The sequence below is a fragment of the Hydrogenophaga sp. T2 genome, from assembly GCF_049843535.1.
GTDB classification, from domain to species: Bacteria; Pseudomonadota; Gammaproteobacteria; order Burkholderiales; family Burkholderiaceae_C; genus Hydrogenophaga; species Hydrogenophaga crocea.
Map to the genome: position 1 here is coordinate 43,426 of NZ_JBBHZJ010000008.1, position 21,487 is coordinate 64,912.

At 70.0% G+C, this 21,487-nt stretch carries 21 protein-coding genes; 10 read left to right on the forward strand and 11 right to left on the reverse strand.

Annotated elements, in window-relative coordinates; genetic code table 11:
- Nucleotides 1-9 precede the first annotated feature (9 nt).
- Nucleotides 10-693 carry an RluA family pseudouridine synthase gene (locus WDZ95_RS17850; RefSeq protein ID WP_425780412.1) on the reverse strand — a complete coding sequence of 228 codons (684 nt, stop codon included), beginning with the start codon at nt 691-693 and terminating at the stop codon, nt 10-12.
- Nucleotides 694-727: 34 nt separating this feature from the next.
- Between WDZ95_RS17850 and WDZ95_RS17855 the strand changes: the two genes are divergently transcribed.
- Nucleotides 728-1,714 (forward strand): tRNA dihydrouridine synthase, encoded by a 987-nt coding sequence (locus WDZ95_RS17855; protein ID WP_425780414.1) that lies wholly within the window; start codon nt 728-730, stop codon nt 1,712-1,714.
- Nucleotides 1,715-1,749: 35 nt separating this feature from the next.
- The gene (gene gshA, locus WDZ95_RS17860) at nt 1,750-3,318 is read left to right on the forward strand and encodes a glutamate--cysteine ligase (RefSeq protein ID WP_425780416.1); all 1,569 of its coding nucleotides are present in this window, start codon (nt 1,750-1,752) and stop codon (nt 3,316-3,318) included.
- Nucleotides 3,319-3,336: 18 nt separating this feature from the next.
- On the opposite strand, the gene WDZ95_RS17865 is transcribed toward gshA, so the two are convergent.
- Nucleotides 3,337-3,819, reverse strand: a complete 483-nt coding sequence (locus WDZ95_RS17865; protein WP_425780418.1) for an SRPBCC family protein — start codon at nt 3,817-3,819, stop codon at nt 3,337-3,339.
- A 145-nt stretch (nt 3,820-3,964) separates the two neighbouring features.
- Between WDZ95_RS17865 and ylqF the strand changes: the two genes are divergently transcribed.
- The gene (gene ylqF, locus WDZ95_RS17870; protein WP_425780420.1) at nt 3,965-4,915 is read left to right on the forward strand and encodes a ribosome biogenesis GTPase YlqF; all 951 of its coding nucleotides are present in this window, start codon (nt 3,965-3,967) and stop codon (nt 4,913-4,915) included.
- A 49-nt stretch (nt 4,916-4,964) separates the two neighbouring features.
- Complete coding sequence (locus tag WDZ95_RS17875) at nt 4,965-5,558, forward strand: NAD(P)H-dependent oxidoreductase (protein WP_425780422.1); 594 nt, start codon at nt 4,965-4,967, stop codon at nt 5,556-5,558.
- A 1-nt stretch (nt 5,559) separates the two neighbouring features.
- On the opposite strand, the gene WDZ95_RS17880 is transcribed toward WDZ95_RS17875, so the two are convergent.
- The 7 genes from WDZ95_RS17880 to WDZ95_RS17910 all read right to left on the reverse strand — a co-directional run bounded on the left by WDZ95_RS17880 (nt 5,560) and on the right by WDZ95_RS17910 (nt 9,724).
- Nucleotides 5,560-6,099 carry a DUF4399 domain-containing protein gene (locus WDZ95_RS17880; RefSeq protein WP_425780424.1) on the reverse strand — a complete coding sequence of 180 codons (540 nt, stop codon included), beginning with the start codon at nt 6,097-6,099 and terminating at the stop codon, nt 5,560-5,562.
- A gap of 105 nt (nt 6,100-6,204) precedes the next feature.
- Nucleotides 6,205-6,345 carry a hypothetical protein gene (locus tag WDZ95_RS17885; RefSeq protein WP_425780426.1) on the reverse strand — a complete coding sequence of 47 codons (141 nt, stop codon included), beginning with the start codon at nt 6,343-6,345 and terminating at the stop codon, nt 6,205-6,207.
- Nucleotides 6,346-6,668: 323 nt separating this feature from the next.
- Nucleotides 6,669-7,280 carry a hypothetical protein gene (locus WDZ95_RS17890; protein WP_425780428.1) on the reverse strand — a complete coding sequence of 204 codons (612 nt, stop codon included), beginning with the start codon at nt 7,278-7,280 and terminating at the stop codon, nt 6,669-6,671.
- Between the two features lie 78 nt (nt 7,281-7,358).
- Nucleotides 7,359-7,823: a hypothetical protein gene (locus WDZ95_RS17895; RefSeq protein ID WP_425780430.1), complete on the reverse strand. Its 465-nt coding sequence runs from the start codon at nt 7,821-7,823 to the stop codon at nt 7,359-7,361.
- Between the two features lie 264 nt (nt 7,824-8,087).
- Nucleotides 8,088-8,669, reverse strand: coding sequence for a DsbC family protein (locus WDZ95_RS17900; protein WP_425780432.1), 582 nt, complete (start codon nt 8,667-8,669; stop codon nt 8,088-8,090).
- Between the two features lie 25 nt (nt 8,670-8,694).
- Nucleotides 8,695-9,129 carry an RcnB family protein gene (locus tag WDZ95_RS17905; protein ID WP_425780434.1) on the reverse strand — a complete coding sequence of 145 codons (435 nt, stop codon included), beginning with the start codon at nt 9,127-9,129 and terminating at the stop codon, nt 8,695-8,697.
- A 118-nt stretch (nt 9,130-9,247) separates the two neighbouring features.
- Nucleotides 9,248-9,724, reverse strand: coding sequence for a TerB family tellurite resistance protein (locus tag WDZ95_RS17910; RefSeq protein WP_425780436.1), 477 nt, complete (start codon nt 9,722-9,724; stop codon nt 9,248-9,250).
- A gap of 230 nt (nt 9,725-9,954) precedes the next feature.
- Here WDZ95_RS17910 and WDZ95_RS17915 point away from each other — a divergent pair, with 230 nt between their 5' ends.
- The 5 genes from WDZ95_RS17915 (at nt 9,955) to pcp (ending at nt 18,225) form a co-directional block, all read left to right on the forward strand.
- Nucleotides 9,955-12,072, forward strand: coding sequence for an Ig-like domain-containing protein (locus WDZ95_RS17915; RefSeq protein WP_425780438.1), 2,118 nt, complete (start codon nt 9,955-9,957; stop codon nt 12,070-12,072).
- A gap of 195 nt (nt 12,073-12,267) precedes the next feature.
- Nucleotides 12,268-13,734 (forward strand): hypothetical protein, encoded by a 1,467-nt coding sequence (locus WDZ95_RS17920; RefSeq protein WP_425780440.1) that lies wholly within the window; start codon nt 12,268-12,270, stop codon nt 13,732-13,734.
- Nucleotides 13,731-16,712: an Ig-like domain-containing protein gene (locus WDZ95_RS17925; protein WP_425780442.1), complete on the forward strand. Its 2,982-nt coding sequence runs from the start codon at nt 13,731-13,733 to the stop codon at nt 16,710-16,712. Before WDZ95_RS17920 ends, WDZ95_RS17925 begins: the two co-directional genes overlap by 4 nt.
- 45 nt (nt 16,713-16,757) lie before the next feature.
- Complete coding sequence (locus tag WDZ95_RS17930; RefSeq protein ID WP_425780444.1) at nt 16,758-17,513, forward strand: tRNA-uridine aminocarboxypropyltransferase; 756 nt, start codon at nt 16,758-16,760, stop codon at nt 17,511-17,513.
- A gap of 40 nt (nt 17,514-17,553) precedes the next feature.
- Nucleotides 17,554-18,225, forward strand: a complete 672-nt coding sequence (gene pcp / locus WDZ95_RS17935) for a pyroglutamyl-peptidase I (RefSeq protein ID WP_425780446.1) — start codon at nt 17,554-17,556, stop codon at nt 18,223-18,225.
- Nucleotides 18,226-18,234: 9 nt separating this feature from the next.
- Here pcp and WDZ95_RS17940 read toward each other — a convergent pair whose 3' ends face one another.
- Nucleotides 18,235-18,561, reverse strand: coding sequence for a hypothetical protein (locus WDZ95_RS17940; protein ID WP_287467848.1), 327 nt, complete (start codon nt 18,559-18,561; stop codon nt 18,235-18,237).
- 75 nt (nt 18,562-18,636) lie between these two features.
- Between WDZ95_RS17940 and WDZ95_RS17945 the strand changes: the two genes are divergently transcribed.
- Complete coding sequence (locus WDZ95_RS17945) at nt 18,637-19,647, forward strand: phosphotransferase enzyme family protein (RefSeq protein WP_425780448.1); 1,011 nt, start codon at nt 18,637-18,639, stop codon at nt 19,645-19,647.
- Between the two features lie 6 nt (nt 19,648-19,653).
- Here the strand turns inward: WDZ95_RS17945 and WDZ95_RS17950 are convergent, their stop codons facing one another.
- On the reverse strand, nt 19,654-21,471 hold the full coding sequence (locus WDZ95_RS17950) for a glutamine--tRNA ligase/YqeY domain fusion protein (RefSeq protein ID WP_425780450.1): 1,818 nt from the start codon (nt 21,469-21,471) through the stop codon (nt 19,654-19,656).
- Nucleotides 21,472-21,487 lie beyond the last annotated feature (16 nt).

Here is a 21,487-nt window from a genome sequence, read left to right on the forward strand (position 1 = left end):
GTGAGGGCTTCAGAAAGGGCAGGGGCTGTGGAATTCGAGCGGCGCGCCGCTCACGGGGTGGGGCAGTGCGAGCCAGCCCGCGTGCAGCAGCAGGCGGTCGGCGAGCGCGCGCTGGGCCTCGCTGGCGTACAGCGGGTCGCCCACGATGGGGTGGCCGATGGCCTGCAGGTGCACGCGCAGCTGGTGGGTGCGGCCGGTGACGGGTTCGAGCTCGAGCCGCGTGCCGGGGCCGTGCTGGGGGCTGGCGAGCCGCCAGCGCGTGAGGCTGGGCTTGCCGTGCTCGGCGTGCACGATGCTGCGCGGCCGGTTGAGCCAGTCGATCATGAGCGGCAGCTCGATGGTCTGCCAGCCGTTGGCCGGGTCGGGGTTGCGCAGTTCGCCAGCCACCACCGCGGTGTAGCGCTTGTGCACGCGCCGCTTTTCGAAGTGCATGGACAGCGCGCGCTGCATGGCCAGGCCGCGCGCCAGGATCACCAGGCCCGAGGTCGCCATGTCGAGCCGGTGCACCACCAGCGCGTCGGGCCAGCGCGCCTGGGCGCGCGCGCTCAGGCAGTCCTGCTTGTCGGGGCCGCGGCCGGGCACGGCGAGCAGGCCCGCGGGTTTGTCGAGCACCACGAAGGCCGCGTCCTCGTGGACGAGCGTGAGCCCGCCGCCGGACAGGGCGAGGGCGGTGGGCGTGGGCAGGCCGGTCATGGGGGACATTGTCCCCCGAGGACAATATCCCCCCATGTTGCTGCTCGCCCCCATGGAAGGACTGCTCGACGCCACCCTGCGCGATGTGCTCACGCGCCTGGGCGGCGTCGACCGCTGCACGAGCGAGTTCATCCGCATCACCAACACCCTGCTGCCCGAGCGCGCCTTCATCCGTGTGGTGCCCGAGCTGCTCAACGGCGGGCGCACCGCGGCCGGCGTGCCGGTGCGGCCCCAACTGCTCGGCTCCGACCCGCAATTGCTGGCCGAGAACGCCGCGCGCCTGGCCACGCTGAACCCGCCGGGCATCGACCTGAACTTCGGCTGCCCGGCCAAGACCGTGAACAACAGCCGCGGCGGCGCGGTGCTGCTCGACGAGCCCGAGCTCGTGGGTCGCATCGTGGCCGCGGTGCGGCGCGCGGTGCCGGCGCAGGTGCCGGTGTCGGCCAAGATGCGCCTGGGTTACCTGGACGACGCGCGCGCCGAAGACAACGCGCTCGCCATCACCGAGGCCGGCGCCGACGAGCTCGTGATCCACGCGCGCACCAAGGCCCAGGGCTACAAGCCGCCCGCGCACTGGGCGCGCATCGCGCAGGTGGCGCAGGCGCTGCCCGCCAAGCGCCCGGTGCTGATCGCCAACGGCGAGGTCTGGACCGCCGAGGACGCCGCGCGCTGCCGCGCGCTCACGGGCTGCGAGCACCTCATGATCGGCCGTGGCCAGATCACCGACCCCGGGCTCGCGCACGCCATCCAGGGCGGCGAGCCGGTGCCGTGGTCGCGCATCGTGCCGCTGCTGCCGCTGTTCTGGGCCCGCGTGAGCGCGCGCGTCGAGCGGCGCCACCGCGCGGGCCGGCTCAAGCAGTGGCTCAACTACCTGCGGCACCGCCACGCGGCGGCGCAACAGGCCTTCGACGAGCTGCGCCTACACCACGATCCCGAGGCGATCGCGGCCTGGATCGAGCAGGCCCAGCAGCGCTGGGGCCGCCCGGAAGCGGCCGAAGCACGAAGCGCGCAACCGTGTTAACTTCCGGCCCCCGTTCCGCCAGACCCTTCGCCCCTATGTCTTCCCTGCCACAACGGCTGGCCGCCCTCGGCCCCGAGCGCCTGCGCGGCATGCGCCGCGGGCTCGAGAAGGAAAGCCTGCGTTCGCAGCCTGACGGCAAGCTGGCGCTCACGCCGCATCCCGTGGCGCTGGGCAGTGCGCTCACCCACCCCCACATCACCACCGACTACAGCGAGTCGCAGCTGGAGCTCATCACCGGCGTGCACGCCAGCGTGGAAAGCATGCTGGCCGAACTCACCGAGGTGCACCAGTTCGTGCTGCGCACGCTCAAGGCCCAGGGCGACGAGCGCCTGTGGGTGTCGAGCATGCCCTGCGGCCTGCCGCCCGACGAGACGATTCCCATCGGCCGCTACGGCACGTCCAACGTGGGCCGCGCCAAGAGCGTCTACCGCATGGGCCTGGGCCACCGCTATGGCCGGCGCATGCAGACCATCTCGGGCATCCACTACAACTGGTCGCTGCCCGGCGTGGACAACGACGGCTACTTCGCGCTGATCCGCAACTTCCGCCGCCACGCCTTCCTGCTGCTCACGCTGTTCGGCGCTTCGCCGGCCGTGTGTTCGAGCTTCGTGGAAGGCCGCCCCCACGAGCTGCAGAAGCTCGGCGCGAGCGGCACGCTGTACATGCCGCACGGCACCTCGCTGCGCATGGGCCGGCTCGGTTACCAGAGCGAAGCCCAGGGCACGCTGGCCGTGAGCTACAACGGCCTCGAAGGGTATGCGGCCTCGCTGCACGACGCGCTCACGCGGCCCTGGCCGGCCTACGAAACCGTGGGCATCCGCAACCCCGGTGGCGACTACAACCAGCTCGCCACCACGCTGCTGCAGATCGAAAACGAGTTCTACGGCACCATCCGCCCCAAGCGCGTCATCTTCCCGGGTGAGCGCCCGCTGCACGCGCTGCGCGAGCGCGGGGTCGAGTACATCGAGGTCCGGCTGATGGACCTCAACCCCTTCGAGCCCATCGGCATCGACCCGATGACGCTGCGCTTCCTCGACGTGTTCCTGCTGCACTGCCTGCTCGCCGACAGTCCGCCCGACACGCCGGGCGAGATCCGCGAGCTCGCGCAGAACCAGCACCTGACCGCCGCGCGCGGCCGCGAGCCCGGGCTGGAACTGCTGCGCCGCGGCGCGCCCGTGAAGCTCACCGACTGGGGCCTGGAGATCATCGAGCAGTTGCAGCCCATCGCCGACGCGCTCGACGATCTGGGCGGCACCGACGCCCATGCGCTCGCCGTGGCGCATGCGCGCAGCTCGCTGCGCCAGCCCGACCTGCTGCCCTCGGCGCGAGTGCTCAAGGCCATGGCGAACGAGCACGGCGATTCCTTCATCGGCTTCGTGCGCGCGCAATCGCAGCGCACGCACGAGCAGCTGCTGGCCCTGCCCTGGAGCGAGGCGCAACAGGCCCGCTTCGTGGCCATGGCCGAACGCTCGATCGAAGACCAGCGTGACATCGAGGCCAACGACAGCCTGCCGTTCGAGATCTACCGCCAGGAATACGTGTCGGCCGACCGCCTGGGCCGCGCGCGCGCCGCAGCGCCGGCGCTGGGCGCGGTCACGGTGTGAGTGTGGGGCGGCGCGGGCTCAGGCCTCGCCGCCGAATTTCTTGACGAGGTTGGCGATGTACTTGTCGACCAGCTTCTCGAACTCGGCCTCGACCACCGGGGCCACCACCATCTTCATGAGGCCGGGCAGCGGCACGTCCACCGTGCCCTCGATCGCGAGTTCGAGCGCGGTCGACTTGCCCTGATCGCTGATCTTCCAGTGGCCGCCCACCTGGGCGTTGCCCACGCCTTTCACCGGGTTCCACTTCACGCTGCCGGTGCCCTTGGCGGCGTCGAACTTGCTCGTGTACTTGCTCGCGTACACGGTCTGGATGTTCACCTGCGCGGTGCCCACTTTCTCCATCTCCCACTGGTAGGCACCGCCGCCCAGGTCGGTGAGCTTCTCGACCTTGGGAAAGTGCGCCACCGACGCGGGCACGTCGGACAGCAGCTTGAACACGTCGGCGGCCTTGGCCTTGACGGCGAATTCGTAGCCGAGGTCGATCTTGACGGTGATGGCCATGGGTGCCTTTCGTGCAGCAGCGGTGCGAAGGGGAATCGGGCGCCGGTCATTCTAGGCAGACTCCCCGGGCCGGGCGCCTGCGGGCTTACCCAGGGCACAATGCGACCCCCGCCCCTTCGCCCACCGCCCCGTTTCCCGCACCCCCATGAGCGTCCAGTGGTTCCCCGGTCACATGCACCTCACGCGCCAGGCCATCGCCGACCGCGTGAAGACCATCGACGTCGTCATCGAGATGCTCGACGCGCGCCTGCCCGGCTCGAGCGCCAACCCGCTGCTTGCCGACCTCACGAAGAAGCGCGCCACGCTCAAGGTGCTCAACAAGCAGGACCTGGCCGACCCCGAGCGCACGGCGGCCTGGCTCGCGCACTACAACGCGCAGCCGGGCACGCGCGCCATCGCCCTCGACGCGGGCCACACCGCGCCCGCGCGTGCGCTGGTGGCCGCCTGCCGCGAACTCGCGCCCAACCGTGGCGGCATGGCCAAGCCGCTGCGGGTGCTGATCTGCGGCGTGCCCAACGTGGGCAAGAGCACGCTGATCAACACGCTCATGGGCAAGCGCTCGGCCAAGACCGGCGACGAGGCCGGCGTGACGCGCACTGAGCAGCGCGTGGCGCTGGCCGACGACGTGTACCTGTTCGACACGCCGGGCGTGCTGTGGCCGCGCATCGTGGTGCCGCAAAGCGGCATCCACCTGGCGGCCAGTGGCGCCGTGGGCCGCAACGCCTACGACGACCAGGAGGTGGCGCTCGAACTGCTCGACAACCTCAAGCTCGCTTATCCCGGCCTGCTGCGTGCGCGCTACCCGCTGGGCGACAGCGACGCCGCGCTCGCGGACCGGCCCGCCGAAGAACTGCTCGAAGCCATCGGCCGCCAGCGCGGCGCGCTGGTGAGCGGCGGCCGGGTCGATGCGCAAAAGGCCGCCGAACTCGTGATCGCCGATTTCCGCGCCGCGCTCATGGGGCGCATCACGCTCGAAACTCCCGAGCAGTACCTGGCCTGGCTCAAGGCCGGCCAGGCCGCCGATGCCGAGCGCCAGCGCTTGAAACGCGAGCGCTTCGGCGACGAGCGGCCTCGCGGACGGCCACGCCGCCGTTGACTTGATCCGCATCAAGGCGTGAGGCGGCAGGCGCCCGCAAGATGGGCGCATGACCGACCCCACCCATGTGCTCGTCATCGAAGGCCACCCCGACGGCGCCCCGCAACGGCTCAACCGCGCGCTGGCCGACGCCTACGTGGCCGGTGCCGAAGCGGCTGGCCACACGGTGCGCCGCGTGCGCCTGGCGGGGCTCGACATTCCCCTGCTGCGCAGCGCCGAGGACTGGAACCGGGGCGAGGTGCCGCGCGACCTCGAGCCCGTGCAGGACGACCTGGCGTGGGCGCACCACGTGGTGCTGTTCTTTCCGCTCTGGCTGGGCGACATGCCCGCGCTGGTGAAGGCCTTTCTGGAGCAGGTGGCGCGGCCGGGCTTCGCCGTGCCGCGGGATCGGCTGTCGCCGTTCGCTCAGAAGCCGCTCGCCGGGCGTTCGGCGCGCGTGGTGGTGACCATGGGCATGCCGGCGCTGCTGTACCGCTGGTACTTCCGCGCGCACAGCGTCAAGGCGCTCGAGCGCAACGTGCTGGGTTTCGTGGGCTTCGCCCCCGTGCACGAGACCCTGATCGGCCGCGTGGACATCCTGGGCGCGGAAGGCGTGGCGCGCTGGCAGCACAAGCTCGGCGAGCTCGGGCGCGCCGCGGCCTGAGTCACTTCACCGTCACGGTGATGCGCTCGCTCGCCACCACCGGGTGGTGCGGGATGTGGTTCTGATCGCCCAGCACCAGTTGCAGGGTGTGGGTGCCCGGGGCGAGCTGCAGTGTGGTCTCGGTCTGGCCCATGCCGAAATGGCGCACCTGATCGCTCACGGGCAAGGGCGCATTGGCGTCCCAGGCCGCCACGTCGATCAGCAGGTGGTGGTGCCCGGTGCCGGCCTTTTCCACGCCCGCGGGCGCCACGCCCATGCCCGAGAGGCCGAACACCAGCTTCACCGGGTTGCTCACGGTCTGGCCGTCGCGCAGGTTCACGAAGTAAAGGCGCGTGCCCGGCGCCGCGGTCACCTTCTGGTAGCCCGACGGCAGCGTGGGTGTGCTGGCCGTGACCGTGGCCGGCGGTGTGACCGAAGCCGTGGACCGGTCCATGGTCTGCTGCATGGTGCCGGGCCCATGGTGGTGGTGCATGCCGTGGCCGGCGCAACCGGCCAGCAGGGCGGTGGCCAGGGCCATCGAAGGCAGAAGGCAGGGACGCATGGGGTGCTCCTCAGGCAGATGGACAGGCGCTGCACGGTACGCCGTGCGGGCCGTTGCGTCCATGGTCATCCGACCATGCACCGGGGGTACACCGCCGGTGCGCGATCACTTGTTCTTGTCTTTGCCGCGCGGGATCACCGACGTCATGGGCGCCACGGGGCGGTCGGAGTTGGCCGGGCCCTTGGGGGCGCTTGTGTCCTTCTTGGGCTTCTTGCTCATTTTTTCGCTGCGCTGTTCCTTGCCCATGCGGTGCTCCTCGGGGGTGTGCCAGTCGGCGGATCGCGCGATGGTAGCGCTTGGCGCGACCCGTCTGGCCGGCCACGCGTGACGATCGCTCGTCACGCGTGCTCGAAATGCCCCACGAGGGGATGGCCGCGGCCTTCCCGTTGGCGCTGCATGTCAAGGGCTGCCGCCTTTTTGATGGATGCATGGAACGTGTCGTTCGTCCCCAGAACAGACACCGCATTCCAACGCGTGTCTTTGAAGCGCTCGGCCTGGCGATTGAACTTGCGTCGCGCCAGGCAATCGAGGCGGCCCGATCGGATGGGCAGCGTCCTCGGCGAGCCCGATCAACCGAGGTCTTGCATGCGGCTGGCGAAGGCCTTCGCTGCGGACCCGGAAAGCGTCAGGGTGCTGTGGTCGGTCGGCGTGCCGGCCGATACCGGGCGGGGCTCCACGTCTGCCATGCGTTCGGCAAAGGCGCAGGACCCGGGCTGGACGCTGCCCTGAAGGCCGTTGATGAATGGCGCTGACCCCGTCAGCGCAGCATGCAGGTCCGTCAAGGCATCGTTCAGTGCCTTGGAGTCTCTGAGCTGGGTTCGCCCGGACTTGTCTCGCTGCGCGAGGATGACGTCCATTAGTTGGTCGGCCGCCTGCTTGACGCCCTTGTCTCCCCCAACAAACAAACGTTCCACGATCGACGTCAGAGATTGGGCATAACGCTCGGCCCTGTTCTCGTGCTTGCGTCGGGCAAAGAGGTTGAATCGGCTCGGTGCTTTGCCCAGCTTTGTGGTGCCATCGCCCCGTTCAAGCAAGACCTTGTTGGTGTAGCTGCCTCCGCGCAGGTGAGCACGGACCACCATGCCTCGGGCCAGGGCGATCAGGTTGGTCTTCGCGACCTCGTGGGCTGGCGCTTCGGCAGCGGGGTTGTAGGCGGTTTTCGAGGGGCTGTGGGCGATCATGATGGGTCAGAAGCATGGGCAGGAATGGGCGTCGGTGGCGGGGCATGGCTGGCCCACCGCGGTCGAAGAAGCAAGGGCTCAGCCCTGCTTGTCGTACAGGTGCTGCGCGCTCGCCGCAAGCGCCACATGAAGCGCTTTCAAGCGGGCCTCCAGCGGCATCGTGTGTGCCAGATGGCGATACCCGTTCGGCTTCTGATGCTCGCCGGTGAACGCCAGGAACTCCCTGGCGGCCCGCTGAAAGGCCGGATTGCCAAGCCCCGCAGAAATCAGATCCTTCAAGGGCCTCGTGAGCGAATCGACGTAGCGCTCGGCCCTGCGCTCGTGCCTGCGTCTGGCCCAGATGTTGAAGCGGCTGGGCGCCTCGGACCGCTTCACGCTTCCGTCGCGTTTCTTGAGAAGAACCTTGCTGGAATCGAACCCCGCGGTGCGGTTCGCTTCGCCACTGAGCCAACCGGCCTGGGCTTTGAGGAATCCGGACACTTTGTCGCAACGCTGCGCGGACGACAGTTTCGTCGGGGGAAGTTTTCGGCTGTGGGGGGTCATGTGGGCCTTGGCAGGTTCGTGGAGGGGCAAGCGCGTACGGCTTCTCGGGTCTGCGCCTGGGTGCGCACCGCTCCCGCCACGGTTCCTTGCATCGGCCGTTCAATGGAGATCGAGGACAGTCCCGAAACCGATTGCCTAGGCGCGGCGGCCAGGCGCGCCTGCCGCAATGCGAGCGCACCCGGCGGCGTTCACCTGGACCGTGAACCCGGGATGCCCGGCACCTTTCGCGAACGCGTTCTGAACGCGCACCGGGTGGGCGCGGGTTCAGCCCCCGCCCAGGCCGATGAAGCTGGCCAGCTGCGGCGTGGCCATGGCCCCGCCCGCGGTGCGCGCACCGCCTTGCGGATCGCGCGCCACGATGAAGGGTACGGCCTCGCCGCCCAGCCGGGTGAGCAGCCGGGTGTTGTTCTCGATCGCGGCCTTCACCTCGGCCGGCACGCTGGCCGACGCCGAGGTGCCACCCTGGCCCGCGAGCAGGCTGGTCTCGTGCGCGGCCATGGCCGCGGCCGGGTCGCTGGCGCCGAGGATGGCCGCACCCTGCGGCAGGCTCTTGGCGTTGAGGATGGACACCGGCAGCCACACGAAGCGCGCCTGCTTGAGCAGGGGCTGCGAGGCCTCCCACAGGTGGGCACAGTGCGGGCACTGGGGATCGAACAGCACGTAGACCGTGTTGGCGGCCATCAGGGCGCCCACGGTGAAGCCCTTGCCTTCGGCGGCCAGCACCTGCAAGGCCTGGCTGCGGTCGATGGGCGGGGCCGGCGGCGCTTCGGGCTCGCGCGAGCAGGCGGTCAGGACGCCCATGGCCGCGAGCGCGGCCATGGCGGGGAGGACGTGGCGGCGTTTCATGCCGCGATGGTACCCAGGCCGTGCGTCACTGGTTCAGCAGCACGTGGGCGATGAGGCCGGTGGCGGCGGCCACCAGCAGGAAGTCGCCGTTGACCTGGATCCAGTGGTGGCCGCGCGGCGGCGTGTACAGCCGCGGGTGGTGGTGCCGCACGACGTAGCGGCCATGGCGGTACTCGGGCGGCACGTAATGGCCGCGCGCCCAGCGCGGGCCCGGATGCACGATGCGCACGTCGCGGTGCACCACGCGCGGGCCGTGGTGGTGGATGTGCCGCTCCACGTGGCGGGGCGGGCCGTGGTGGATCACGCGCCGGTCGACATGGCGTTCCACGTGGCGGTGTTCGATGCGCGGGCCGTCGTGGTGGCGCCGGCCGCCGCGGCGGTCGTCATCGGCGAAGGCGGTGGTGCCCATCGCGAAGGTGGCGGTCGCCACGGCGATCGAGAGCAGGTCGCGGGCTTGCATGGTGTCTCCTTTCGGAAGCGTTGGACGAGGCCCCATGCTCGGCGGCGGGTGTGTCCCGTGCGTAAACGCGGCGCAGCCGCGCGGCAAAGTGCGGCCGGCTTTTTGCAACCGGTGGCGCTCAGCCCGCCGTCCCGCGCACCGCTTGCTGTGCGTGCAGCTTGGCCGCGATGTATTCGCCATGGGTGACGTGCAGCAGGCCAGCCACCTTGTTGATGACGGCGTTCTCGTGCACGTCGAGGTGGTCGTCGGCGTAGGCCACCTCCCACATCGCTTCCACGACTGCGGTCTTTTCGGGCTGCGTGAAGCGCTCGTTGAGCAGGCGCGTGAAGCGGTGGTAGTCGTGCGTGGTGCGTGCGGTTTCGTGGGCCAGTTCAATGAGCCTCTCAAGCTCGTCGTCGCGCAAGGCGAACTTGCGGCGCAGCGCGTGCAGCACGCGATCGCGCTCGGCCTCGTGCAGCTCGGGCGTGGCGCGCATCACCTCCACCAGGAGCACCGCGGTGGCGAGCTGCAGGGTGTGGCCGTCGGCCGGTGCGGCGGCGTCCGGCGACAACTCGCGCGTCAGTTGGTCAAACAGGTCTTTCAGGGTCTTGAGCATGGCTTCTCCGCGGTGACACCGGTGGATCGCCGGTGCGCCGGCCAGGTTCCGCAGTGCAGCAAGGTCGCGCAGGCGACAAAACCCCGGGCGCGTCCCGGCGGTCAGGGCGAAAGCCCTCTGGCGCGGCGTTGCGGGCAGGCCTATAACCGCCGACCGGAGACGAGCGAGGAGCGCATGAAGCGCCCCGGGCAGCCGCCGCGCCAGCGGCCCATCAGATCAGGAGACAAGCGATGAGCGAGCCTTGCAAGCGCCCTCTGCGTTGGGCGTTCCCCCTGGTGTTGCCACTGGCCCTGCTGCCAGCACTGGCCCTGGCCGACGGCGTCGCCGTGCGTTACGACGCCACGGCGTCACCATTCCCGAGCAACCGCTACACCGTGCCCGACTTCGGCAACGCCACGCTGCGCCGCGTGAGCCTGCCCAAGCCCGATTGCGCCACGCGCCCCAGCGACTGCGCCGACATCGACGTGATCAACACGCTCGACGGTTTCTCGACCCAGCCGCGCATCACCGTGCCGTTCACGGGCGACATCGACCCTGCCTCGGTCAACAGCGACAGCGTCTACCTGGTCAACCTGGGCGACGTGCTCACCCTGCGCGGCTTCGGCGACAAGGTGGGCATCAACCAGGTGGTGTGGGACCCCGCGAGCAAGACGCTGGCTTTCACCTCCGACGAGCTGCTGCAGGAGCGCTCGCGCTACCTGCTGGTGGTCACGAACGGCGTGCGCGACGCGCAGGGCAAGAAGCTCAAGGCGGCCGACTTCCTGGGCGGTGGCGCTGGCCATACGCGCGAACTGCGCGACGCGCTGCCCATGGCGCGCGGCGGCGGGCGCAACGTGGTGGCGGCCTCGCTGTTCACCACGCAAACGGCCACGGGCGATCTGCTCAAGGTCCAGCGGCGCATCAAGTCCGGCACGCCCGCGCCGGTGAACTTCATGATCGGCAACGGCGGTGCGGTGCGCGCGGTGTTCCCGGTCTCGGGCCTGCAGGGCATCCAGTTCAACCGCCAGACCGGCAGCGCGCCGGCCTTCACGCCCGGCTTCCTGCCCACGCCCGCGCTGCAGGTGGTGCCGGGGGCGGTGGGTCATGTGGCCTATGGCCGCTACGAATCGCCCGAGTACCAGAACGCGGCCAAGGTGATTCCGGCCACCGACACCCTCACGGGCACGCCCCGGCCGCTGGGCAGCCAGTCGCTGGTGTTCCAGCTCTTCCTGCCTTCCTCGCCCAAGCCCGCGGGTGGCTGGCCGGTGGCGCTGTTCGGCCACGGCTTCACCGACAGCATGTACGGCGCGCCCTGGACCGTGGCCTCGGTGTTCGCGTCGCAGGGCATCGCGACCTTGTCCATCAACGTGGTGGGCCATGGCGGCGGCGCGCTTGGCACGCTCAACGTGCTGCCCACGGCCGGCGCACCCGTGGTCGTGCCCGCGGGCGGCCGCGGCATCGACCAGGACGGCAACGGCAGCATCGACTCGACCGAGGGCGTCAATGCCGCGGCGCCGCAAACCATCGTGAGCAGCCGCGACGGCCTGCGCCAGACGGTGATCGACCTGATGCAGCTGGTGCGCCAGGTCGAGGCCGGCATCGATGTGGACGGCGATGGCACGCGCGACCTCGACCCCAACCGCATCTACTACGCCGGCCAGTCCTTCGGCGGCATCTACGGCACCATGCTGCTGGGCGTCGAGCGCAACATCAAGGCGGGCGTGCCCAACGTGCCCGGCGGCTCGATCACCGAGATCGCGCGCCTGAGCCCGAGCTTTCGCATCCTCACCGGCCTGTCGCTGGCCACGCGCCAGCCCGTGCTCTTGAACCTGCCGCCCACCGCGCAACTGCCGGTGCCCCTGAACTTCAACGAGAACATCCCGCTGCGCGACCAGCCGCCGCTGGTGAACAATGTGCCGGGTGCGATGGCCATCGCCGAACTGCTTGACCGCAACCAGTGGGTGCAGCAATCGGGCAACCCGGTGTCGTACGCGGCGCTGATCCGCCAGAACCCGCCCCAGGGCCATGCGGCCAAGCCCGTCATCCTGCAGTTCGCCAAGGGCGATGTGACCGTGCCCAACCCGACGACCAGCGCGATCGTGCGTGCCGGCGGTCTGCAGGACCGCGTGACCCAGTTCCGCAACGACCTGGCCTTTGCGGCCAACCCTGGCGTGCCCAAGAACCCGCACACCTTCCTCACCAACATCGCGATCCCGGCCGCCGCGCCCTATGCCGTGGCGGCGCAGTCGCAGATCGCGGCCTTCTTCGCGAGCAACGGCGCCCTGGTGATCGATCCCGACGGGCCCGGCCCGCTGTTCGAGGTGCCCATCCAGGGCGCCTTGCCCGAGGGCCTGAACTTCATCCCCTGAGGGATGCTCCCCCGGGCGAACATCGCCCGGGGCCGTTCGATGGCCGTTGGTCCCTGAATCACGCAAAGCTTGCTGCCTTTGCGTTATTCCCTTTGTTTGGCAAACGCATGAGCATCGCCGCACTTTGCCCGGTCCGGGCGGGTGCAGCTGTCGCGCCCGCCCGCGTGCTGGCCGAGAGCCCTAAAGCGATCCTTCATGCGACCCTTCCCCTCCTTGTGCTGGACATTGGTGGCCAGCGGTGCGGCACTGTCGGGCAGTGCCTGGGCGCAAGCGGTGCCGATGCCGCCCCAGTCCTTGCCAGGCGCTGCACAAGCGCTGCCGTCCGGTGACGGCAGCCCCTCGTTTCCCGACCGCAGCCCCAAAGGCCCCGAGGCACGCCCACCCACCCCCGGGGTGCAACTGGGCGATCTGAGCCTGAACGCGAGCGAGGCCAGCTACCGCCGCAACGCATCGAACGAGCGCCTGCACCTGCGCCTGGGCTACGGCAGCTCGATCGGCGGCGGGCTGGGCTTCGACTACGCGCGCATCCTCGACGACCGCTGGGCCTGGGGCCTCAACGCCGCCGTCGGCCCGGAACAGGTCGATGTGGTGGTCAACGGTCTGTACAGCCTCGCCAAGCCCTGGTACCTGGGCGTGTCGGCTGGCTACCTGCGCCGCACCGACACCTACCCCTTCTATTCCGGCCCCGACAAGGCCACCGTCGACCAGGGCAGCTGGCGCGCGAACCTGCAGCGCGAATTCGAGGGCGGTGGCGTGCTCACCGACGCCGGCGTCCAGCTGTATGGCGCCCAGGCCCATGCACCCGGCAACAACGAGAAGGTGATGCTCCAGGAGACCGCCACCGAGCTCGTCTTCATGGTCGATCCGCGCCGCATCGCACCGGGGCGGCTGAGCGGTATGGGCCTGTCGGTGGGTCTGCAGGCCACGGCCTACACGCGGCTCAAGCTCGGCATCGGCCGCGAGTCGGTGCGTTACCCCTACCAGGACGGCACCGGCTTTCGCGACGCCCGCACGAGCGCCAGCGCCGACCTGCAGCAACGCCTGAGCGGGTGCTGGCGGCTCGACGCCGGCGTGAGCACCGGCGTGGCCGGCGAGCGCTACCGCGTGGCGCTGGCCCGTGGCCCCTGGTCCGTGGGGCTGGCCCGCCAGATCGGCCGCGACAGCACCCCCGACCAAACGCAGCTCACGCTCGGCGTCAACCTGCCGCTCGGGGGCCGTGTGGCCAGGGCCTGCGGCGGTGCTGCCACCACGCCCGCCCGGGGCATCGACCGCCTCGACGAGGTGTTCCGCCGGCCCGTGCAGTTGCCCACCACGGTGCTCGCGCGTGTGGACCCGACCGCGAGGCCCTATGCGCTCGCCACCATCAACAAGTCCGCGCTCAATGGCGGGCAGGTCAGTGCCACCCCCGACGCGCTGCTCATCCAGCTGCCGGGCGGGCCGGCGCTCGCCGTGTTTGCCTTGTCCGTCAACGGCGCACCCGTGGGACCGAACGCCACGGGCCTCAACGGCGAACGGCTGGTGAGCGTGATGCCCGATGGCCGTGTCCGCATCGAGGTGCGCGCCTTTCCCAACCCGGGGGCCGGCGTGTCGCAAACCGTCGAGGCGGTGGTGGTGCAGGCCAGCCAGGTCTCTGTCGTGACCTTCAACGTGGTGGGCCAATGAACCGCTTGATCGCCGAGCTGCGCGTGTCTGCGCATCGTGTCCATGCCTGGGTGGCCGCATCGCGCCGCCTGCCCTGGTTGCTCCGCCGCGCTCTCGGGCTGTTGGTCTGCCTGTCGCCCATGGCCTGGGCGGTCACGATCGGCGGCCTGGCCATCACGGTGACCCCGCTGCTGAAGTTCGATCAGGCGCTCATCGAACGCCGCGCCGACGCCGGCCCTTTCACGCAGGTCGCGGTCGCTTCGTACAGCACGGGTGCCATCACCTACACCAGCACGCGCACGGGCGTGGCCACCGTCGATCCGCGGACCGGAACGGTGACGCCGGTGAGCGTGGGTGAAACGCGCATCCGCGCCACGCAGCAGGCCGTGGCACCGTTCCCCCAGGTCACCACCGAATACACCGTGCGCCTGACCGGCACACCGGTCGTGTTCCAGCCCTGGGTGCTGCCGACCAAGGTCTTCGGCACCGCGAGCAGTTATGTCATCGGCACCGCGCCGGGCCAGCTGCCGCCGGCCCAGTCCAACAGCGACGCCCGCATCACCTACCGCAGCCTCACGCCCGACATCGCCACCGTCTCGACCGACGCCAGCAACGTCACCACGGTGACCGTGCTCAAGGCCGGCACCGCGAGCCTGGTGGCCGAGCAGCCGGCCACGCGCGTGTTCGACGCCGGCGGCACGGGGCCCACGCCCTTCGTGATCCAGGGCGCGCCGGCGGCGCTGACCTGGAGCGATCAGGTGGTGCGCGTCGGCCAGACGCTGAGCCTGAGCCCGCCCTTGTCGCCCAACCCGAGCGGCGCGTTCACGTACAGCGTGGCGGGTGCGTTCGCCACGGTGGCGGGCAACACCCTGACCGGCGTCAGCGCGGGCGTGACCACGGTCACCGCCCACCAGGCGGCCAGCGGCAACTACGCGGGCGGCGACATCACCCGCACGCTCACCGTGCTGCCGCCCGTGGTTGACATGGGCACCCTCGACGTGCCGTTCGGCACCCCCGATTTCGTGTTGCCGACCAACGTCAGCGGGGTCAGCGGCGCCATCACGGGCTACGCGCTGACCGCCGGCAACCCGGTGGCCGATCTCAACGGATTCACCGTGATCACCAAGAGCGTGGGCAGCACCGGCTTCACCGCCTACCAGAACGGCGTGGAGATGGCGCGTGGCACCTTGCGTGTGGTCAAGGCCACCCCGGTCATCACGTTCGCGATCCCGGCCAAGACGGTTCACGACAAGCCCTTCGATCTGGCCGCAACATCCACCAACACGGCCACGCCCATCCGCTACGAAGTGACAGGGGGCACAACCACTGCGGTGCGCCTGATGGGCGACCGCGGCCAGACGGTCTGGATCGCGTCGGGCAACACCTCGGTGCAGATCAAGGCGACGCAGGCTGAGAGCGTCAATTCCGCTGCGGCGCAGGCCACGGCCACGCTGACCATCGGCAGTGGCCAACCGTGGCTGGAGGTGGTGCAGGCCTTGCCGGCCAAGGTGTTCAACGACCAGACCTACGAACTCAAGGTGCGCACCAATGCGCCGCAGAGCTGGAGCTTCGCGCTGCGCTCGTCCGACCCCATGCAGGACACCAGCTTCTACTACCAGGTGCTCGGTGTCACGAGACAGACCGATGGCGTGGACGTGTACCAGCTCAGGTTCTCGAACCCGGCGTCCGTTGATCAGACCTTTCTCGCGCGCCTGTATCCCAGGGACCCCTGGGGGGCGCCTGGCTTCACAGCCCCCAATTTCGATCTCGATTTTGTGTCCTTGAACGACCTCATCCTGTCGTGGACGTCGAGCGTACCGTCGGACTTCGTGTGGGCGCCCTACGTGTTCAACTGGGGCGAAAACGCGCCGCTGGCCTCGCGGCAGATCCCCAGCCAGATCGTGGTCGATCTGGGATCGGTGAACGGCGCGGTGGCCGATTACGACGGCAGCGGCCCCGGCGCACCGGCGCTGGTGGTCGTGGGCGCCGGCCAGTACACGCTCAAGGGCTGGATCAGCGGCCATCCCGTACAGACCACCGTGACCGTGAACCCCAAGGCCACGGTGCTCACCGGTCCCGCGAGCTACAGCCTGAGCATGGACACAGCCCGGCTCGAGGTGTACCCGCCCGTGTCCAGCCGCCCCGGTCCCGCCACCTACACCTACGCCATCAGCGGCGGTGCGCGGCTCGAGACCGACAACGGTCGCACCTACATCGTCCCCACCGCGGCCAATGTGCCCACCACGCTCACGGTCACGCAGCCGGCGGCGGGCAACTACGCCGCGGGCGTGCTCAACATCCCCGTGTTCGTCGCGGCGGGCACGCCCGTGGCCTCGACCCTGCCCGCGCAGATCACACGCACCTACGGTGATGCGCCGCTGTCCTTCAACCTGCCCGCCGGCTTCGACCCCGCGAGCCCCGTGCAACTGTCGTTTGCCGACAGCCAGTCGAATCCCCTGGGCGCGATCGCGCAGGCGCAGATCGGCAACAACCGCCTGCAGATCGGCTTCCTCAACGCAGGCGCCACGCAACTGACCGTGTCGCAGGGCAGCGCCAGCGCCGCCACCACCATCACGGTGCTCCAGGCCGATCCGCGCCTGACCTACACCAGCACCGGTTCCGTCACGCTGCAGCAGCCCATGTGCATCTGGATCACCGCGCCGGTGTACTTCCCGCTGCTCAACCAGGGCATCCGGGCCGGCATACCCGGCGCTGCCGTGATCTCGTCGGCGGAACTGCGTTCGCTGAGCGACGGCGCCGTGGTTTATGCGGTGCGCAATGCCCCGCCCGGTTCGCTGACGTTCGCCGGCTCCTACGACGTCGCGAACGTCCAGGGTGCCTATCCGGGCGGCTACAACGGCGGTGATCCGGGCACCCCGTTCACCCTGCAGATCGACCAGGCGGCAACGCCCAACTACAGGGCGGGCAGCATCTCCTTGCCTGGGGAGATCGTCATCAAGGGCTTCCCGGCCGACTTCCAGCAGACCTGCGGCGGTTGAGGCCGCGGCGCGTGCGCGGGGCACAGGCGCTACAGTCGCGCCTCCATGTCCCATGCCGTTTCCCGCCTGCGCGCCGCGCGCCTGGCCGCCGCCTCCAAACCCTTCAACGCACGCGGCTCTGCGCCCGGCCGCTGCGAGCGCTGCCGGCTCTATGGCCCGTATTGCATCTGCGGTCTGCGCCCCCGTGTGGCCACGCGTGTGGGCGTTTGTCTGCTCATGGGCGACATCGAGGCCATCAAGCCGAGCAACACGGGTTGGCTGATCGCCGACCTCGTGCCCGACACCTGGGCGTTTGCGTGGTCGCGCACCGTGATCGACCCCGCGCTGATCGCCCTGCTCAACGACCCGCAGTGGCAGCCCTGCGTGGTGTTTCCGGGGGAGTTCGTGGAGCCCTCGCGCGTCATCACCCAGCTGCCGCCTGCCGCCGCCGCCGACAACGGCGGGACGGCCGCAAGGCGGCCCTTGTTCGTGCTGCTCGACGGCACGTGGTCGGAAGCGCGCAAGATGTTCAACAAGAGCCGCTACCTCGACGCGTTTCCCGTGCTCAGCCTGCACCCCGATCGCGTCTCCAACTACCGGTTGCGCCGGTCCGCGCGCGACGACCATTTCTGCACCGCCGAGGTCGCGGCCATGTGTCTGCAACTGGCCGGCGAGCCGCTGGCCGCCGAGACGCTCGACGCCTACCTCGGGGTGTTCACCGAGCACTACCTCAAAGGCAAGCAGAACCGGCCGGTGGACCCGGCCAGCGATGCCCACCAGCGCCTTGCCGCCCTGAACGCAGACCGGATCGCGAAGGCCTGACACCCGCGGCGCGGTCGGCGGCTGCGGTAGATTCGGCGCGATGTCGCCGTCCGCCCCACGCTCCAGCGCCTCGCGTCCCCCGGTCCTGCTCACCGGCTTCGACCCGTTCAACGGCGCCTCGGTCAATCCCAGCTGGCAGGCCGTGCAGGCGCTGCACGGCGAGGAGCTCGTGGGGCACGCTGTGGTGGCCGCCCAATTGCCCACGGTGTTCGGGGAATCGTTGCACGTGCTGCGGGCGCTGATGCACGCGCACCGGCCCGCGCTGGTGGTGTGCGTGGGTCAGGCCGGCGGGCGCGCCGCGATATCGCTCGAGCGTGTGGCCATCAACCTCGACGACGCGCCCATTCCCGACAACGCCGGCGCCTGCCCGGTCGACACACCGGTGTGCGCGAACGCGCCCGCCGCCTATTTCACCGGCCTGCCCATCAAGGCCATGCGGGCCGCGCTGCAGCAGGCCGGCGTGCCGGGGGAGGTGTCGCAGACCGCAGGCACCTTCGTGTGCAACCACGTCTTCTACGGCCTCATGCACGCACTGGCCACCGAACCCGCGCTGCGCGGGGCGCGCGGGGGCTTCGTGCACGTGCCCTGGCTGCCCGAGCAGGGCTCGCCCGGCATGCCACTGGACCTCATCGTGCGCGGCCTTCGCCTGGCCCTGGTGCAAGCGCTGAGCGTGCGGCACGACGACCGCGCGGCCGCCGGCGCTACGCATTGAGCCCGTTCCTCAGGCCTGCCACACACCGAAGCCCGCCGAGCGCAGGTCGATGCCGATTTCGATCTCCTTGGCCACGGCGTCCTCGTAGCGCATGGGGTTGAAGCCCTCGTACAGATCGGGCAGCAGGCGCAGGCCGTACCGGAACACGTAGGCGTTGGCCTGTATGCCGGCCTTGTGCTTGTCGAAGCGCAGGTCCGGGTCCAGCCCCGTCATGCCCACGTACACGCAGGGCTTGCCCGCCACATAGCCCGGGTTGTTCTGGCGGAACTTGCGCTCGCCCAGCACATCGGGGTGCAGTTCGATCACGTACACGTGGTGGTGGGGGCGGCGGCTCACGGGCTGACCTTCTGGCGACACCCGCGAGTATCGGGGCAGCGCCTAGAATCGCGCCCCTTTTGCGCGGAGCCGCCCATGTCCCTGGAGATTGCGCAGTCGACCCCCACCGCTGCCGCCATTGCCCGCGTGGTGCAGGCAGGCTACCCCCTGGGCGAAGTGGTGAGCGGCGAGTTCCTGCGCCGCAGCTTCAACCAGGTGTACCGGCTCACCCTGGCCGATGGCCGCCACGTGGTGGCGCGCCTGTGTGCCGAGCGCCCGCGCGGCGAACCCGCCCTGCGTTTCGAGGCCGACGTGCTGCAGCACCTGCGCGCGCGCGGCTGCCCCGTGGCGGCGAGCCTGCCCACGGCGAGCGGTGAGGTCGCCCTGAGCGTGGCGTTGCCCGAGGGCGAGCGCGCGCTCATGCTGTTCGAGCACCTGGAAGGCGAGGCCACGTCGGACCTGCCCGCCAACCTCGAGGCCTTCGGCCGGGGCCTGGCGCGACTGCACGCGGCGGGCGAGGGCATGCAGAGCCCGGCCCCCCACTACACGCTCGATCTCGACCACCTGCTGCTGCGGCCGTTGCAGCGGCTGTTGCGCGCACCCACGATGACGGCCGAACTGCGGCCGCAGTTCGAGGCCCTGGGCCTGCGCCTGCACGGGCGCATCCGCGCACTCGGCGAACTCACGCAGGTGCTGTGCCACGGCGATGCGCATAGCGACAACAACTTCGTGCAGGTGCAAGGCGATGGCGCGCGCGAGGCCGTGTTCTTCGACTTCGACGAAACCGGACCGGGGTACCTGGCCTACGAACTCGCCGTGTACCCGTGGTGGCTGCATCCGCGCTCGGTCGATGGCCAGTGGAGCGACAAGGCGCTCGCTCGCTGGAACCACTTCATCGCGGCCTACCAGGCCGTGCGCCCCTTGAGCGAGGCCGATCGCGCGGCCCTGCCGCTGTTCGTGGCCGTGCGCCAGTTCTGGCTGCTGGGCGAATACGCGGGGCGTGTGCCCGTGTGGGGCTCGCAGGCCATGCCGCTCGACTTCCTGCAGCGGCAGGTGAAGGTGTTCACGCAGTGGGAGACGCTGGGCCTTGCGCTGCCCGCAGGCTGAGCCGCCTCACTTCCCCCACGAATCCTTCAAGCCCGTCACCCGGTTGAACACCGCCCTGCCGCCCACGCCGTGGTCCACGCGGTCGGCCACGAAGTAGCCGTGGCGTTCGAACTGGAACTTGTCGTCGGGACGCGCGTTCGCCAGTGAGGGCTCGACCCAGGCCTGCACCACCTTCAGGCTGTTCGGGTTCAGCGCGGCCAGGAAATCCTTGCCGCCCGCGTCGGGGTGCGGGTCGCTGAACAGGCGGTCGTACAGGCGCACTTCGGCGGCCACGCCGTCGGACACGCCCACCCAGGTGATCGCGGCCTTGGCCTTCACGCTGTCGGCGCCCGGGGTGCCGCTCTTGGTGCCGGCAATGACCTTGGCGTGGACCTCGGTCACGCGGCCGTCGGCGTCTTTCGCACAGCCCGTGCATTCGATGACATAGCCGCCCTTGAGCCGCACGACGTTGCCCGGGAACAGGCGCTTGTAGCCCTTGGGCGGCACCTCTTCGAAGTCCTCGCGCTCGATCCACACCTCGCGGCCGATCTTGAACACGCGCTCGGGCGGCGGCGTCTGGCCTTCGGCGATGGCGCTGTGGGGCAGGGCGGGCTGGGTGCAGTCTTCGGTGTGGCCGTCGCTGCCGAACACCTCGGCCCAGTTGGTCATCACGAGCTTCACCGGGTCGAGCACGGCCATGGCGCGGTGGGCCTTGTTCTCCAGGTCTTCGCGCAGGCAGCCTTCAAGCACGCTGTAGTCGATCCAGCTGTCGCTCTTGGTCACGCCGATGCGCTCGGCGAAGAGCTGGATGCTCTCGGGCGTGTAGCCGCGCCGGCGCAGGCCCACGATGGTGGGCATGCGCGGGTCGTCCCAGCCGCTCACGCGCTGCTCGTTCACCAGTTGCGCGAGCTTGCGCTTGCTGGTGATCACGTAGGTGAGGTTCAGGCGCGCGAATTCGTACTGCCGCGGCGGCGGGCTCGCGAGCAGGCCGGCTTCGGTGAGGCGCTCGAGCAGCCAGTCGTAGAAGGGGCGCTGGTCTTCGAATTCCAGCGTGCAGATGCTGTGGGTGATCTGTTCCAGCGCGTCCTCGATCGGGTGCGCGTAGGTGTACATGGGGTAGATGCACCACCGGTCGCCCGTGTGGTGGTGCGTGGCGCGGCGGATGCGGTAGATGGCCGGGTCGCGCAGGTTGATGTTGGGCGAGGCCATGTCGATCTTCGCGCGCAGCACGGCCGCGCCGTCGGCGAGCTGGCCGTCGCGCATGGCGCGAAAGCGCGCCAGGTTCTCGGCCGGCGTGCGGTCGCGGAACGGGCTGTTCTTGCCGGGGGTGGTGAAGTCGCCGCGGTTGGCGCGCATCTCGTCGGCGCTCTGTTCGTCCACGTAGGCGTGGCCGCGCTCGATCAGCGCCTCGGCCGCGCGGTACATGAAGTCGAAGTAGTCGCTGGCCTGGTAGAGGTGGCGCGTGCCGTTGGCGTCCCACGTGAAGCCGAGCCACTGCACCGCGTCGATGATGCTGTTGACGAACTCGGTGCTTTCCTTCTCGGGGTTGGTGTCGTCGAAGCGCAGGTGGCAGATGCCGCCGTAGTCGCGTGCCAGCCCGAAGTTCAGGCAGATGCTCTTGGCGTGGCCCACGTGCAGGTAGCCGTTGGGCTCGGGCGGAAAGCGGGTGCGGATCTTCGCCGGGTCGGGCTGGCCGCCGGCCTGGTGCGCGGCGTCGCCGGGGCTGCCGGCCCAGCGGCGGCTGGCGTAGGTGCCCCGGTCGAGGTCGTTCTCGATGATCTGGCGCAGGAAGTTGCTGGCCTTGGCGTCGCCTTCGGTGGGTGCGGGTGCTGCAGGGGAGGTCATCCCGGGATTCTAGGGA

What these genes read in the sequence shown, in the direction of transcription:
- WDZ95_RS17900 (WP_425780432.1), bottom strand. Translation starts at nt 8,669, where the DNA reads ATGAAACGCCGCCACGTCCTCCCCGCCATGGCCGCGCTCGCGGCCATG.
- WDZ95_RS17875 (WP_425780422.1), top strand. Translation starts at nt 4,965, where the DNA reads ATGACCGACCCCACCCATGTGCTCGTCATCGAAGGCCACCCCGACGGC.
- WDZ95_RS17950 (WP_425780450.1), bottom strand. Translation starts at nt 21,471, where the DNA reads ATGACCTCCCCTGCAGCACCCGCACCCACCGAAGGCGACGCCAAGGCC.
- WDZ95_RS17885 (WP_425780426.1), bottom strand. Translation starts at nt 6,345, where the DNA reads ATGGGCAAGGAACAGCGCAGCGAAAAAATGAGCAAGAAGCCCAAGAAG.
- pcp (WP_425780446.1), top strand. Translation starts at nt 17,554, where the DNA reads ATGTCGCCGTCCGCCCCACGCTCCAGCGCCTCGCGTCCCCCGGTCCTG.
- WDZ95_RS17890 (WP_425780428.1), bottom strand. Translation starts at nt 7,280, where the DNA reads ATGATCGCCCACAGCCCCTCGAAAACCGCCTACAACCCCGCTGCCGAA.
- gshA (WP_425780416.1), top strand. Translation starts at nt 1,750, where the DNA reads ATGTCTTCCCTGCCACAACGGCTGGCCGCCCTCGGCCCCGAGCGCCTG.
- WDZ95_RS17895 (WP_425780430.1), bottom strand. Translation starts at nt 7,823, where the DNA reads ATGACCCCCCACAGCCGAAAACTTCCCCCGACGAAACTGTCGTCCGCG.
- WDZ95_RS17930 (WP_425780444.1), top strand. Translation starts at nt 16,758, where the DNA reads ATGTCCCATGCCGTTTCCCGCCTGCGCGCCGCGCGCCTGGCCGCCGCC.
- WDZ95_RS17855 (WP_425780414.1), top strand. Translation starts at nt 728, where the DNA reads ATGTTGCTGCTCGCCCCCATGGAAGGACTGCTCGACGCCACCCTGCGC.
- WDZ95_RS17865 (WP_425780418.1), bottom strand. Translation starts at nt 3,819, where the DNA reads ATGGCCATCACCGTCAAGATCGACCTCGGCTACGAATTCGCCGTCAAG.
- WDZ95_RS17925 (WP_425780442.1), top strand. Translation starts at nt 13,731, where the DNA reads ATGAACCGCTTGATCGCCGAGCTGCGCGTGTCTGCGCATCGTGTCCAT.
- WDZ95_RS17905 (WP_425780434.1), bottom strand. Translation starts at nt 9,129, where the DNA reads ATGCAAGCCCGCGACCTGCTCTCGATCGCCGTGGCGACCGCCACCTTC.
- WDZ95_RS17880 (WP_425780424.1), bottom strand. Translation starts at nt 6,099, where the DNA reads ATGCGTCCCTGCCTTCTGCCTTCGATGGCCCTGGCCACCGCCCTGCTG.
- WDZ95_RS17915 (WP_425780438.1), top strand. Translation starts at nt 9,955, where the DNA reads ATGAGCGAGCCTTGCAAGCGCCCTCTGCGTTGGGCGTTCCCCCTGGTG.
- WDZ95_RS17910 (WP_425780436.1), bottom strand. Translation starts at nt 9,724, where the DNA reads ATGCTCAAGACCCTGAAAGACCTGTTTGACCAACTGACGCGCGAGTTG.
- WDZ95_RS17850 (WP_425780412.1), bottom strand. Translation starts at nt 693, where the DNA reads ATGACCGGCCTGCCCACGCCCACCGCCCTCGCCCTGTCCGGCGGCGGG.
- WDZ95_RS17945 (WP_425780448.1), top strand. Translation starts at nt 18,637, where the DNA reads ATGTCCCTGGAGATTGCGCAGTCGACCCCCACCGCTGCCGCCATTGCC.
- WDZ95_RS17920 (WP_425780440.1), top strand. Translation starts at nt 12,268, where the DNA reads ATGCGACCCTTCCCCTCCTTGTGCTGGACATTGGTGGCCAGCGGTGCG.
- ylqF (WP_425780420.1), top strand. Translation starts at nt 3,965, where the DNA reads ATGAGCGTCCAGTGGTTCCCCGGTCACATGCACCTCACGCGCCAGGCC.